Annotated in this window: 11 protein-coding genes and 4 pseudogenes; 9 read left to right on the forward strand and 6 right to left on the reverse strand. The window is 71.3% G+C overall.

Features of this window, described 5'->3' with window-relative positions; genetic code table 11:
• Positions 1-315 carry a DUF2087 domain-containing protein gene (locus AC38ZX_RS03910; protein ID WP_491296407.1) on the forward strand — a complete coding sequence of 105 codons (315 nt, stop codon included), beginning with the start codon at positions 1-3 and terminating at the stop codon, positions 313-315.
• A gap of 4 nt (positions 316-319) precedes the next feature.
• Here AC38ZX_RS03910 and AC38ZX_RS03915 read toward each other — a convergent pair whose 3' ends face one another.
• On the reverse strand, positions 320-949 hold the full coding sequence (locus tag AC38ZX_RS03915) for a carbonic anhydrase (RefSeq protein ID WP_491296409.1): 630 nt from the start codon (positions 947-949) through the stop codon (positions 320-322).
• 127 nt (positions 950-1,076) lie between these two features.
• On the opposite strand from AC38ZX_RS03915, the pseudogene AC38ZX_RS03920 reads away from it, so the two are divergent.
• The 4 genes and pseudogenes from AC38ZX_RS03920 (at position 1,077) to AC38ZX_RS03935 (ending at position 5,472) form a co-directional block, all read left to right on the forward strand.
• Positions 1,077-2,371, forward strand: a pseudogene (locus AC38ZX_RS03920) (extracellular solute-binding protein).
• Positions 2,368-3,321, forward strand: coding sequence for a carbohydrate ABC transporter permease (locus AC38ZX_RS03925; RefSeq protein WP_426594555.1), 954 nt, complete (start codon positions 2,368-2,370; stop codon positions 3,319-3,321). The pseudogene AC38ZX_RS03920 and the gene AC38ZX_RS03925 overlap by 4 nt, the downstream one beginning before the upstream one ends.
• Positions 3,321-4,173: pseudogene (locus tag AC38ZX_RS03930) on the forward strand (carbohydrate ABC transporter permease). The gene AC38ZX_RS03925 and the pseudogene AC38ZX_RS03930 overlap by 1 nt, the downstream one beginning before the upstream one ends.
• Before the next feature lie 38 nt (positions 4,174-4,211).
• Positions 4,212-5,472, forward strand: a pseudogene (locus AC38ZX_RS03935) (ABC transporter ATP-binding protein).
• Positions 5,473-5,475: 3 nt separating this feature from the next.
• Here AC38ZX_RS03935 and AC38ZX_RS03940 read toward each other — a convergent pair.
• The 3 genes from AC38ZX_RS03940 to xseA all read right to left on the reverse strand — a co-directional run bounded on the left by AC38ZX_RS03940 (position 5,476) and on the right by xseA (position 8,072).
• A complete protein-coding gene (locus AC38ZX_RS03940; protein WP_491296411.1) occupies positions 5,476-6,408 on the reverse strand; it encodes a carbohydrate kinase family protein in 933 nt (310 codons plus the stop codon).
• Positions 6,405-6,689 carry an exodeoxyribonuclease VII small subunit gene (locus AC38ZX_RS03945; RefSeq protein WP_491296412.1) on the reverse strand — a complete coding sequence of 95 codons (285 nt, stop codon included), beginning with the start codon at positions 6,687-6,689 and terminating at the stop codon, positions 6,405-6,407. Before AC38ZX_RS03945 ends, AC38ZX_RS03940 begins: the two co-directional genes overlap by 4 nt.
• A 123-nt stretch (positions 6,690-6,812) precedes the next feature.
• Complete coding sequence (gene xseA, locus AC38ZX_RS03950; protein WP_491296413.1) at positions 6,813-8,072, reverse strand: exodeoxyribonuclease VII large subunit; 1,260 nt, start codon at positions 8,070-8,072, stop codon at positions 6,813-6,815.
• A gap of 234 nt (positions 8,073-8,306) precedes the next feature.
• On the opposite strand from xseA, the gene AC38ZX_RS03955 reads away from it, so the two are divergent.
• Together AC38ZX_RS03955 and AC38ZX_RS03960 are read left to right on the forward strand one after the other, a co-directional pair.
• Positions 8,307-9,143, forward strand: a complete 837-nt coding sequence (locus AC38ZX_RS03955) for an alpha/beta fold hydrolase (RefSeq protein WP_491296414.1) — start codon at positions 8,307-8,309, stop codon at positions 9,141-9,143.
• Between the two features lie 97 nt (positions 9,144-9,240).
• Positions 9,241-10,269, forward strand: coding sequence for a 4-hydroxy-3-methylbut-2-enyl diphosphate reductase (locus AC38ZX_RS03960; protein WP_426594562.1), 1,029 nt, complete (start codon positions 9,241-9,243; stop codon positions 10,267-10,269).
• 18 nt (positions 10,270-10,287) lie between these two features.
• Here AC38ZX_RS03960 and rmuC read toward each other — a convergent pair whose 3' ends face one another.
• Positions 10,288-10,767, reverse strand: coding sequence for a DNA recombination protein RmuC (gene rmuC, locus AC38ZX_RS03965; protein WP_491296415.1), 480 nt, complete (start codon positions 10,765-10,767; stop codon positions 10,288-10,290).
• A gap of 67 nt (positions 10,768-10,834) precedes the next feature.
• Positions 10,835-11,155: pseudogene (locus AC38ZX_RS03970) on the reverse strand (DNA recombination protein RmuC); the annotation flags it as partial.
• Positions 11,156-11,424: 269 nt separating this feature from the next.
• Here AC38ZX_RS03970 and AC38ZX_RS03975 point away from each other — a divergent pair.
• Positions 11,425-11,676, forward strand: coding sequence for a hypothetical protein (locus AC38ZX_RS03975; protein WP_491296416.1), 252 nt, complete (start codon positions 11,425-11,427; stop codon positions 11,674-11,676).
• Between the two features lie 42 nt (positions 11,677-11,718).
• Positions 11,719-12,492, forward strand: coding sequence for an ABC transporter ATP-binding protein (locus AC38ZX_RS03980; protein WP_426594564.1), 774 nt, complete (start codon positions 11,719-11,721; stop codon positions 12,490-12,492).
• Positions 12,493-12,502 lie beyond the last annotated feature (10 nt).

The raw sequence follows: 12,502 nt of genomic DNA on the forward strand, positions 1-12,502 counted from the left end.
ATGGACTGTCCCGCAGAGCGATTCCTGGACGACGGGCGCTGGATCCGCACCCCACGACGAAGCGCCGATCGCGAACTCGTGCTCGAGCACGTGGCCGCCCGCACCCTGGCACCCGGCGAGTGGCTCGCGGAGGCCGAGGTGACGGAGCGGCTGCGGGCGCTGGCCGACGACCCGGTGCGGCTGCGTCGGGACCTCGTCGAGGCGGGGTTGCTCGGGCGCCGGGCAGACGGCTCGATCTACTGGCGCGAACGGCAGACTCCGCACGACGACGAGCCGGGTGCGCTTCCCAGGCCCGACGAGGTGTGGTGGCCGTAGCCGATCAGACGGGCCCGACCGACTCGGTGAGGTGGACGGTTCCGTCGGCCAGCGTGTACTCGAGGCCGACGATCGCCAGCCGGCCCTCCTCGACGGCCTCCGCGAGCGAGCGCGAGTAGCCCTGCAGCATCCGGACGGTGTGCCGCACGTGCTCGTGGCCGAGCACCGCGGGGTCGAGCGAGCCGAGCGCAGCGGTCCCGCCGCCGGCCAGGTTGACGATGCTGGGGATCACCCGGTCGACGATGGCGCGCACGAAGCCGGTGGGCAGCTCGCCCGTGGTCAGTGCCTTGGTGGCCGCCGCGACCGCGCCGCAGCTGTCGTGCCCGAGGACCACCACGAGCGATGCGCCCAGGATGTCGACGCCGTACTCGATCGAGCCGATGACGGTCGTGTCGAGCACGTGGCCCGCCGTGCGGACGACGAACACGTCGCCGAGCCCCTGGTCGAAGATGATCTCGGCGGCGACCCTCGAGTCCGAGCAGCCGAAGATCACCGCGAACGGGTACTGGGCCGCGCTCAGCTCGGCACGGTGCTCCGCGCCCTGCGACGGGTGCAGCATCTCGGAGCGGACGTAGCGCTCGTTCCCCTCGCGCAGTGCGGCCAGGGCGGAAGCGGGAGTCGTCGGTCGGGTCACGCCGCCATCGTCGCAGGTCGGGGGCCGCGACTGCCACGCGCGAATTACGACCTAGGGGTGGCGTCGGGCCTCTCACAGGAGTAACCAAGGTTATGACGGTGATGACGCCTCGGTTCGGAGGACTCACGTGCGACGACGCTCACGGGCACTCGCCCTCGTCGTGGGGTTGGCGGTGGCCGCCCCGCTCGCGGCGTGCGCGAGCGAGGGGTCCGGCCCCCCGACGCTGATCTGGTACATCAACCCCGACGCCGGTGGCCAGTCGGTGATCGCCGGTCAGTGCACCGACGCATCGAACGGTGCCTACGCCATCAAGGTCGAGACCCTGCCTCGAGACGCGAGCGCCCAGCGCGAACAGCTGGCTCGACGGCTGGCGGCCAAGGACTCGTCGATCGACATCATGAGCCTTGACCCGCCGTTCATCCCGAGCTCTCCGAGCCGGGCTTCCTGGCCCCGGTGCCTGACGACGTCGCCTCGAAGGTGACCCAGAACGTCGTGGCGGGCGCACTTGCCGGCGCGAAGTGGAAGGACAAGCTGGTCACGATCCCGTTCTGGGCCAACACGCAGCTGCTCTGGTACCGCAAGTCCGTCGCCAAGGCCGCAGGCCTCGATCCGGCGACGACGCCCGTCACGTGGGACCAGATCATGAAGGCGGCGAAGGACCAGAACAAGTACCTCGCGGTCCAGGGCACCAAGGCCGAGTCGCTCACGGTCTGGATCAACGCGCTCGTCGCGTCGGCCGGGGGGAAGATCCTCGAGAACCCCAGCGCACCTGCGGAAGACCTCAAGCTCGGACTCGAGACACCGGCCGGTGAGGCCGCGGCCACGATCATGGGGACCATCGGCAAGCAGAACCTTGCCGGGCCGAGCCTCCCGACCGAGGACGAGAACGGTTCGCTGACGATCTTCCAGGGGGACAAGGGCTCCTTCATGGTCAACTGGCCGTTCGTCTGGTCGGCCACGAACGCCGGCGTCAAGGACGGCACGTTCCCTCAGTCGCTCGTCGACGACATCGGGTGGGCGCTCTACCCGCAGGTCACCGCGGACAAGCCTTCGGCACCTCCCTACGGCGGCATCAACCTCGGCATCGGCGCCTTCAGCCACCACACCGACCTCGCGTTCCAGGCCGCCGAGTGCATCGCCACCCCGGAGCACCAGGCGCAGTACTTCGCGACGAACGGCAACCCGCCCTCGAACACGACGGCGTACTCCGACCCCGCGGTCAAGGCGGCGTTCCCGATGGCGGACGTCATCCGGCAGTCGCTGGAGCAGGCGGTGCCGCGTCCGCAGACCCCGTACTACAACGAGGTCTCGACCGGTCTGCAGCAGACGTGGCACCCGCCGAGCTCGGTCGATCCGAAGACGACGCCGAAGAAGTCCACTGACTACATCACGGCGGTACTTCACGGGGAGCAGCTGCTATGACGACGGTGACGACGAAGCCCGACCTTCGCGACGCTGCGGCGAAGGCCGGGCGCAGCGACCGGGCCAAGGCTGAGGCGCGGCTCGGGTGGCTCCTTGCGGGCCCCGCATTCGTCGTGATGCTGGCGGTCACGCTCTACCCGATCCTCCAGGCGTTCTTCGACTCGCTGTACCACTACCGGCTCACGGCGCCGGACGACAAGCGTTGGGCCGGCCTGAAGAACTACGAGGTCGTGCTCACCGACCCGCTCTTCTGGCAGGCGATGGGCGTCACCGTCTTCATCACGATCGTGACGGTCGTCATCGAGCTGATCCTCGGGTTCTCTCTGGCCCTCGTCATGCACCGGGCCATCAAGTCCCTGCGCGGCTTCCTGCGGACCGCCATCCTGGTGCCCTACGGCATCATCACCGTCGTCTCGGCATTCGCGTGGTTCTACGCGTTCGACATCAACTCGGGGTACATCAACCACTGGTTCGCGTGGCTGCCGTTCATCAGCGAGGACACCAACTGGTTCGCGGCCCAGGGCACCAGCCTGTTCGTCATCATCTGCTCCGAGGTCTGGAAGACGACGCCGTTCATCTCGCTGCTGCTCCTCGCGGGCCTGTCTCAGGTGCCGACCGAGCTCGAAGAGGCGGCGGAGGTCGACGGCGCCACCTGGGCGCAACGGCTGACGCGCGTGGTGCTGCCCAACATGAAGGCCGCGATCATGGTGGCCGTCCTGTTCAGGGCCCTCGACGCGTTCCGCATCTTCGACAACGTGTTCATCATGACGAACGGCGCGAACGGCACCGAGGTGCTCTCCCTGCTTGCCTACCGGACGTCGATCGGACGTCTCGAGATCGGCCTCGGCTCGGCGATCTCGGTGCTCCTCTTCCTGTGCGTGATCCTCATCTGCTGGGTCGCCGTGAAGCTGTTCAAGGTCGATCTGGCCAGCGCGAGAGGGGAGGGCTGATGAAGCAGCTGTCGACGCGGGCCAAGTGGGGCTGGGCCGCCATCACGGTGGTCGTCATGGTCTACGCGCTCCTGCCCGTGCTCTCGATCTTCGCGACGTCCTTCAAGCTGCCGAGCCAGCTGAACCTCGGGACGTTCTTCCCGAAGACCTGGACGTGGACCAACTACGAGCAGATCCTCACGGACAGCGGCTCCGCGACGCAGGAGCTGTTCCTGTCCGCCCTGCGCAACTCGATCGGCATCTCGCTCATCGCGACCGCCATCGCCGTCGTGCTGGCCACCCTGGCCGCCTACGCGATCGCGCGCCTCGACTTCCCCGGCAAGCGGCTGGTCCTGCTGACGGCACTCGGGGTGTCGATCTTCCCGGTGATCTCGATCGTGACGCCGCTGTTCAACCTGTGGCGCCAGATCGGGCTGTACGACACGTGGCTCGGCCTGATCATCCCGTACCTCTCGCTGACGCTCCCGATCTCGATCTGGACGCTGGCTGCGTTCTTCCGGCAGATCCCGTGGGAAGCTCGAGCAGGCGGCACAGGTGGACGGCGCGACGACCTGGCAGGCCTTCCGCAAGGCGATCGTCCCGCTCGCGGCGCCTGGCGTGTTCACCACGGCACTGATCGCGTTCTTCATCGCGTGGAACGACTTCGTCTACGGCATCTCGCTGACGTCGACGAGCGCTGCCCGGCCGGTTCCCGCCGCCCTGGCGTTCTTCACCGGCGCCTCGCAGTTCGAGGAGCCGACGGGCGCCATCTCCGCAGCCGCCATCGTCGTCACCGTCCCGGTGGTCATCCTCGTCCTGCTGTTCCAGCGCCAGATCGTGTCCGGTCTCACCCAGGGTGCCGTCAAGGGCTGACAGCGCCCCGCTCTGCTATCTCCACGAAGGAGCCTCTGATGGCCGCCATCACCCTGAACAACCTCGTCAAGCAGTACGGCGACGGCTACCTCGCCGTGAAGGGCGTGAGCCTGGACATCGCCGACGGCGAGTTCGTCATCCTCGTGGGACCGTCCGGCTGCGGGAAGTCGACCCTGCTGCGCATGATCGTCGGTCTGGAGGACATCACCTCGGGCGACCTGACGATCGACGGGAAGCGCGTCAACGACCGCGCCCCGCGCGACCGGCACCTCGCCATGGTGTTCCAGAACTACGCCCTCTACCCGCACCTGACCGTCTTCGAGAACATCGCGTTCCCGCTGCGGCTGCAGAAGGGCAAGTTCACCGAGGCGCAGATCAAGGAGAAGGTCCAGTTCGCCGCCAAGACCCTCGAGCTTCCAGGACCACCTCGACCGCAAGCCGGCCAACCTGTCCGGCGGTCAGCGGCAACGTGTCGCCATGGGCCGCGCGATCGTCCGGGAAGCCCAGGCGTTCCTCTTCGACGAGCCCCTGTCCAACCTCGACGCCAAGCTGCGCGGTCAGATGCGCACCGAGATCGCACGGATGCAGCGCCGCCTGGGCACGACGACCGTCTACGTCACCCACGACCAGACCGAGGCCATGACCCTGGGCGACCGGGTCGCGGTGCTGCGCAAGGGCGAGCTGCAGCAGGTGGCCAGCCCGCGCGGCCTCTACGAGCAGCCGAGGAACCTGTTCGTCGCGGGCTTCATCGGTTCCCCGCCCATGAACTTCCTGCCGGGCGAGGTCATCGACGGACGCTCCCTCCGGCTGCCGTTCGCCGACGTCCCGCTGACCCCCGAGATGTCCGGCAGGCTCGGCGGCAAGAACCTCGTGATCGTCGGCCTGCGGCCTGAGCACTTCGAGGACGCGTCGCTGCTCGACGCCACCAAGCGCACCCAGGGCGTGGAGTTCACCGCGCCCGTCGACGTCACCGAGTGGCTCGGGTCGGAGCTCTACGCGTACATCCCGTTCGACACGAACCCCGACGTCGCGGGCAAGCTCCAGGACCTCGACCGGGACCTCGACGGCGAGGGCCTGCGCACGCAGCTCATCGTCGCGCTCGACTCCGAGAGCAAGATCCGCGACGGGCACCAGGCGCCGCTGTGGTTCGACCCCGCCCGCGCGATGATCTTCGACCCCGAGTCCGGCGACAACCTGAGCTGGAACTCCGACGAGGCGCGTCGCATCGACGAGGAGAACGAGGCCGACCGCAAGGCGTCGCTGCAGCGGGCCCACGCCCGCGAGTCCGCCAGCGCGTAGCCCTCAGGCCAGCTCGTCCGCGCGCGGAGGGTTCGCGCCGGCGCGCGAGACGGTGATCGCGGCGATCCGCGCGCACCGCTCCAGCACGCCCTGCAGGACGTCGCTGTCGGCGTCGGCGAGCGCCTGTCGGTTGTTGGCCCCCAGCAGACCGGCGGACCACAGCCCGTCGATGAGGCCGCCCATGAACGAGTCGCCCGCGCCGACGGTGTCCGCGACCTGCACCTTCGGCGCGACGACCTGGAGCCGCGCACCTGCCGACGTGCTGGCGAAGGCACCCTCGCCGCCGTGCGTCACGACGACCAGCGACGGGCCCGACCGGCTCCACTCCTCGGCGATCTCGGCAGGAGCCACCCCCGGGTGCAGCCACGCGAGGTCCTCGTCGCTGACCTTGACCACGTCGGCCAGCCGCACGAGGGCGTCGACCACCGGCAGCGCGTGGGCAGGTGACCCCATGAGCACCGGGCGCAGGTTCGGGTCGTAGGTGATCGTCGACGTCGCCTGGCTGCGGGCGATCAGGCGCTCCACGGCCGTGCCGCCCGGCTGCAGGACCGTCGCGATCGAGCCGGTGTGCACGACGAGCGGGTCACCGTCGGCGTCGTCCCAGGTGCTCGGCAGGTCCCACTCCAGGTCGAACAGGTAGCTGGCGACACCGGCGGCGTCGATCGTCGCGGTCGCGACGGGCGTCCGCGTCGCGTGGCGGTCGCCGGTCAGGACGTTCACGTGCGAGCTGCGCAGGTGGCGGCGGACGAGGTCGCCGTCGGTGTCCTGACCGAGCCACGTCAGCAGGTCGACCGACCGTCCGAGCCGGCCGAGGCCGATCGCCACGTTGGCCGGGCTGCCGCCGGGGTGCCGCTCACGGCTGCCGTCGGACCGGACGACCTCGTCGATCAGGGCCTCCCCGACGACGAGGGCGCGGTCCTGTGCTGCGGCGGTCATCCCTGCTCCTCGATGTCGTCGGGGGTGATCTCGTCGGGCTGCGGCTCGGCGTCCGCCGGCGCCTTCTCGCGCACGGCGCTGAGCCGCTGCCGGGCACCGTCCAGCCATTCCTGGCAGCGGGCGGCCAGGGCCTCGCCCCGCTCCCAGAGCGCGAGCGACTCCTCGAGAGTCTGTGCACCGGCCTCGAGGCGGGCGACGACGGAGACCAGCTCGTCGCGAGCCTGCTCGTATCCGAGCGCGCTCACGTCGGCATTCGGGGTGTTCGGGGACGCCTTCGGCACGGGGACAGTCAACCAGCCGAGGCCGACACCGAAGGCACCGGACGCACCACGCGAGACGCTGCGCCGCTGGCGCGCCAGTCGGGCGCCACGATCAGCGACCCCGGCGCCGGTTCGTACCTCTGGCTACGCGGACGTCACCGCAGCCGTGAGCTCGCCCCGGGCGACCCGGACGCGAAGGCCGTCACCCGTCGCGACCTCGACGGGATCTCGCACCACGAGGCCGCCCGTCGTCTGCACCACGGCGTACCCGCGGTCCAGGGTGGCCGCGGGGGAGAGGGCCCGCACCTGGGCGGCCAGCCCGGCCACCTCCGCGAGCCCGTGCACCAGCCCGGTGTGCAGGGCGCGCCGCCCGCTCTGGCGGAGGGCGTCGACGCGGTGCTCGTGCTGGTCGACCAGGGTGACCGGGTTCCGCAGCACGGGGCGGCTGCGCAGCTGCTCGAGCCCCGCCTGTTCCCGCTGCACCCGGGACGTCAGCGCCGCCCGCGCCCGGAGCCGCGCCTGCGCGATCCGCGATCGCTCCTCGCTCACGTCGGGAACGATCCGCTTGGCGGCGTCGGTCGGCGTGGAGGCACGGAAGTCGGCGACGAGGTCGAGCAGCGGCGTGTCCAGGTGGTGCCCGATCGCGCTCACGAGCGGTGTCCGGCAGGCCGCCGCGACGCGCACCAGCGCCTCGTTGCTGAAGGGGAGCAGGTCCTCGAACGACCCCCCGCCGCGCGCGACGACGATCACGTCGACCCGCGGGTCCGCGTCGAGCTCCGTGATCGCGGCGCTGACCTCCGGTACTGCCCGCGGACCCTGCACGGTGACCCGTCGGATCTCGAACTCGACGGCCGCCCAGCGCGCACGCGCGTTGGACACGACGTCGTGCTCCGCGTCGCCCTGCTGCGCCACGATCAGCCCGACGGTGCGCGGCAGGAACGGCAGGGCTCGTTTGCGGGCCGGCTCGAACAGCCCCTCCGCGCCCAGGATGCCCTTCAGGTGCTCGATCCGGGCAAGCAGCTCGCCCAGTCCGACCAGCCGCACGTCGTCGGCCGCGAACGTCAGAGTCCCCTTCTTGGCGTGGAACTGGGGCCGCGCGTGGACCACCAGGTGCGCGCCGTCGGAGACCTTGTCCGCGATCAGTCGCATCGACGCCGCCGGGACGGTGACGGACAGCGACATGTCGAGGTCCGTGTCGCGCAGCGTCAGGAAGTAGAGGGTGTTCCACCGCTTGAGGTTCAGCACCTGGCCCTCGACCCAGACCGGCGGCATCTTGGCGATGTAGTCCGCGATCTTGGGCGCGAGGTGGCGCACCGGCCACGGGCGCTCGGGGGTGGTGTCGGCTGCCTTGAGCGGCCGCGGCCCCGAGCTCGCGGGAACGATGGTGACGGGCTCGCTGCTCACACCCCCAACCCTGCCTCATCCGACCCACACGATGCTCCCGGCTCGCGCTCCCGGCGGGCCGGTGCGTGCGGATCTCCGGTGCAATCAGTCCGACCGGGCGACCTCGATAGCCTGGCCTGGGCTGCGGCCCAGCGTCGTCGAGGCACCGACCCGCGCTCGATGGCTCGGACCGGTCGCGCGCCGCTGATGCTCGGCGTTCTCGGGGAGGAGAGCTCGATCCGTTCGACAGGCTCCGTGTTCCGCACACCCGACGGCCCCGGGCTCGGGGTCGAGCACTTCGGCGATGAGGACGCGCCGCTCGTGCTCCTGGCGGGCGGCGCCACGATGCTCCGCTGGCCCGATGCACTCTGCGAGGCGCTCGCGAGCGGCGGCCGTCACGTCGTGCGCTACGACCTGCGCGACGTCGGCGCGTCGACCACGATCGACCCGGAGGCACCGGCGTACACGCTGCGCGACCTCACCGCCGACGCCGCCGCCCTCGCCCGCGGGCTCAGCGACCGGCCTGCCCACCTGGCGGGGATCGGCGTCGGCGGGATGGTCGCCCAGGTCGCCGCGCTCGACCATCCGGACGTGTTCTCGGCACTGACGCTGGTCGGGACGCGCCCGGTGGCGCCCGGCCCGGTCGACGACGACCTGCCGGACCATGACGCGGCGACGATGGCCCGGCTCTTCTCCCGCGCGATGCCCGACTGGTCCGACAGGGCGGCGGTGGCCGAGTTCGCGGCGGGCGGTGCGCAGATCCTCGGCGACGACCCGGGCGCCGCCCGGACGACCGCCGAGCGCACGTGGGACCGCACACCGGGCACGATGCCAGCCGTGCAGATGGCCAACCAGCTGGGCACCGTGTTCGCCAGGCTCGACTGCGCTCCGCGCTGGCGCGAGCGCCTGCCGGAGATAGAGATGCCCGTGCTCGTGGTGCACGGTCGCCGCGACCGGTTCTTCCCGGTCGGCAACGGCGAGGCGCTCGCGCGCGAGATCGCCGGCGCGCGGCTGCTCGTGCTCGAGCAGGCCGCGACCGCCATCCCCGCCGGGGCCGCGGACCAGGTGGCCGAGGCGATGCTCGCGCTGTAGGGCCGCGCGTGCGTGTGCGGTGGACGTCACGTGCGGATCTGCGGGCGTACCGGTGCTACCCCGGGGAACCCGTGCGGGCGCCAACTAGACTCGCAGCGTGACCACCCCGACGTCCGCCCCTGCCAAGCGCGTCCTGCTCGCCGCCCCGCGCGGCTACTGCGCGGGAGTCGACCGGGCCGTCATCGCGGTCGAGAAGGCGCTCGAGCACTACGGTGCGCCGGTCTACGTGCGCAAGGAGATCGTGCACAACAAGTACGTCGTCGAGACCCTGGCGGCGCGGGGCGCGATCTTCGTCGACGACACCGACGAGGTGCCCGAGGGTGCGCGCGTGGTGTTCTCCGCACACGGCGTCTCCCCCGCGGTGCACGCGGCGGCGGCGGCGCGGTCCTTGCAGACGATCGACGCCACCTGCCCGCTGGTCACCAAGGTGCACAAGGAGGCCGTGCGGTTCGCGGCCGAGGACTACGACATCCTGCTGATCGGGCACGAGGGCCACGAGGAGGTCGAGGGGACCTACGGCGAGGCGCCCGACCACATCCAGGTCGTCGACTCCCCGGACGCGGTCGCCGACATCGAGGTGCGCGACCCGGACCGTCTGATCTGGATCTCCCAGACGACGCTGTCCGTCGACGAGACCATGGAGACCGTCCGGCGGCTGCGCGAGCGGTTCCCCAACCTGCAGGACCCGCCCAGCGACGACATCTGCTACGCCACGCAGAACCGGCAGGTGGCCGTGAAGAAGCTGGCCCCCGAGTGCGACGTGGTGATCACGGTCGGCTCGGCCAACTCCTCCAACTCGGTCCGGCTGGTCGAGGTGGCGCTCGACGCCGGTGCGCGCAGCTCCTACCGTGTCGACACCGCCGCCGAGATCGACCCCGCGTGGCTGGTCGGCGCATCGACGGTGGGGCTCACGTCGGGCGCCTCCGTGCCCGAGATCCTCGTCCGCGACGTCCTGGCGCTGCTCGCCGAGCACGGTTTCGAGCAGGTCGACGAGGTCCGCACGGCCACCGAGGACCTCATGTTCTCCCTCCCGCGCGAGCTGCGCGCCGACCTCAAGGCGGCGGGCACGCCGCCCGAGCGCCCGCGCCGCGACGGCCGCCGCTCGCTGGACGTCCAGCCGGCCTGAGCGGTCGCCGGCAAGGGTTCAGGCGCTCGTCGCGCCGGCGGCTCCGGGCTCGTCGTCGCGCCGCGTCTGCTCCGCGCGCAGCGCGCGGTCGTCGCGCTCGGCGCGGCCGTCGAACAGGATCACGTGCTCGTCCGCGGACGCCACCAGCTCGGGCGCGCTCACGCGCGACAGTCGCTGGTTGGAGGGATCGGGCATCGGCAGGTCGTCGTCGACCACGTCGAGCTCGGCGAACCGCCGGGCGCTGACCAGCACGCGCGTCTCCAGCGACGACACGGTCTGGTTGTACGCGCCCGCGGCGGAGTCGATCGCCCGACCGAGCCGAGCCAGGTGCCCGCCCATCGTCGCGAGCCGGCCGTGCAGCTCCTTGCCGAGCGTGAGGACGGCCTGAGCGTTCGCCGCGAGCGCGTCCTGCCGCCAGGCGTAGGCCACGGTGCGCAGCAGGGCCAGCAGGGTCATCGGCGTGGCCAGGACGACGTTCCGCTCGAACGCGTACTCCATCAGCAGGGGGTCGAGCTTCGGCGGCGGCGCCCAGGAACGACTCTGCCGGCACGAACATGACCACGAACTCGGGCGCCGGCGCGAACTGGTCCCAGTAGCGCTTGCTCGCCAGGTCGTCCACGTGCGCCCGCACGTGCCGGGCGTGGGCCGCGAGCCGGTCCGCGCGCACGGACTCGTCGCTCGTCTGCGCGGCGTCGAGGAATCCCAGGAACGCGACCTTGGCGTCGACCACCACGTTCTTGCCGCCGGCCAGCCGCACGACCATGTCCGGTCGGAGAAGGCCGTCGTCGGTGCGCACCTGTGCCTGCTCGACGAAGTCCACGTGCGCGAGCATCCCGGCGGCCTCGACGACGCGTCGCAGCTGGACCTCGCCCCACCGTCCGCGCACCTGGGGCTGCGCAACGCCGTGACCAGCCGCGACGTCTCGTCGCGAAGGTGCTCCGATGCCGCGTGCATGGCCCGGACCTGCTCACCGAGCGCGGCGTTGCCCGCCGCACGCGCCTGCTCCGCCGTCGAGCCTGCGCCCGGACGGCGTCGAGCGTGCCGGACAGGGGCTCGACCATCGCGCGCACCGCGGCCTCGCGCTGCGCCAGCTCGCCCGACTGCGTCTGATGGTCGGCGGCGAACTGCTGGTGCGCGAGGGCGAGGAACTGGTCGGTGCTCGTCGCCAACGCCTCCGCGGCCAGCGTGCGGAACTGGTCCGCCTGGCGGTCCACGTCCGCCAGCCGCTCGGCCGCGATCCTGCGCTCCGCGTCCAGCGACGCGCGCGCCCGCGCGGCCTCCACCGCGCTGCGGCGTGAGGCGAGCACGCCGCCCACGACGGCGCCGAGCACGACGCCGATCAGCAGTCCCACCAGCAATGAGCTGTCCATGGGCGCACCCTCCCAGCAGCCACCGACATCCACCTGATGGCGGAGCCCAAGCGTCGGACCCGGACCGTAGGGTGGTTCGATGCCCGCAGACCCGGTCCCCGCGCTCGAGCTGCGCGGACTGTGGCGTCGCTTCGGGCAGAAGGTCGCGGTCGCCGGGATCGATCTGGTGGTGCCGGCGGGGTCGTTCTACGGTCTGGTCGGGCCGAACGGCGCGGGCAAGACGACGTCGCTGTCCATGGCCACGGGCCTGCTCCAGCCCGACTTCGGCACGGTGCTGGTGCACGGCCACGACCTGTGGGCGCACCCGCTCGAGGTCAAGCGGATGCTCGGCGTCCTGCCCGACGGTGTGCGCCTCTTCGACCGGCTCACCGGTGAGCAGCTCATCACCTACGCCGGTCTGCTGCACGGGCTGGACCGCGAGACGGTGGCCGCACGCACCCAGGACCTGCTGGGCGCGCTCGATCTCGCCGCCGACGCGCGGACCCTCGTCGTCGAGTACTCCGCGGGCATGACCAAGAAGGTCGCGCTCGCCTGCGCGATGGTGCACGCCCCACGGCTGCTCGTCCTGGACGAGCCGTTCGAGGCGGTCGACCCCGTCTCGGCGGCCAACATCCGGGACATCCTGGCGTCCTACGTGGCGTCCGGCGGAACGGTCATCGTGTCGTCGCACGTGATGGACCTGGTGCAACGGATGTGCGACCACGTCGCGGTGATCGCCGCCGGGCACGTCCTGGCCGCGGGCACGGTGGACGACGTGCGCGGCGACCAGAGCTTGGAGGACCGGTTCGTGCAGCTCGTCGGCGGCCGGGTCAGCGGTGAGGGGCTGGCGTGGTTGCGCACCTCGTCCGGCTGAAGCTTCGCCC

The organism is Cellulomonas sp. McL0606 (assembly GCF_058248365.1).

Coding starts and splice junctions, on each gene's coding strand:
- AC38ZX_RS03925 (WP_426594555.1), top strand. CDS start 2,368: ATGACGACGGTGACGACGAAGCCCGACCTTCGCGACGCTGCGGCGAAG.
- AC38ZX_RS03910 (WP_491296407.1), top strand. CDS start 1: ATGGACTGTCCCGCAGAGCGATTCCTGGACGACGGGCGCTGGATCCGC.
- rmuC (WP_491296415.1), bottom strand. CDS start 10,767: ATGGAGTACGCGTTCGAGCGGAACGTCGTCCTGGCCACGCCGATGACC.
- AC38ZX_RS03940 (WP_491296411.1), bottom strand. CDS start 6,408: ATGACCGCCGCAGCACAGGACCGCGCCCTCGTCGTCGGGGAGGCCCTG.
- AC38ZX_RS03980 (WP_426594564.1), top strand. CDS start 11,719: ATGCCCGCAGACCCGGTCCCCGCGCTCGAGCTGCGCGGACTGTGGCGT.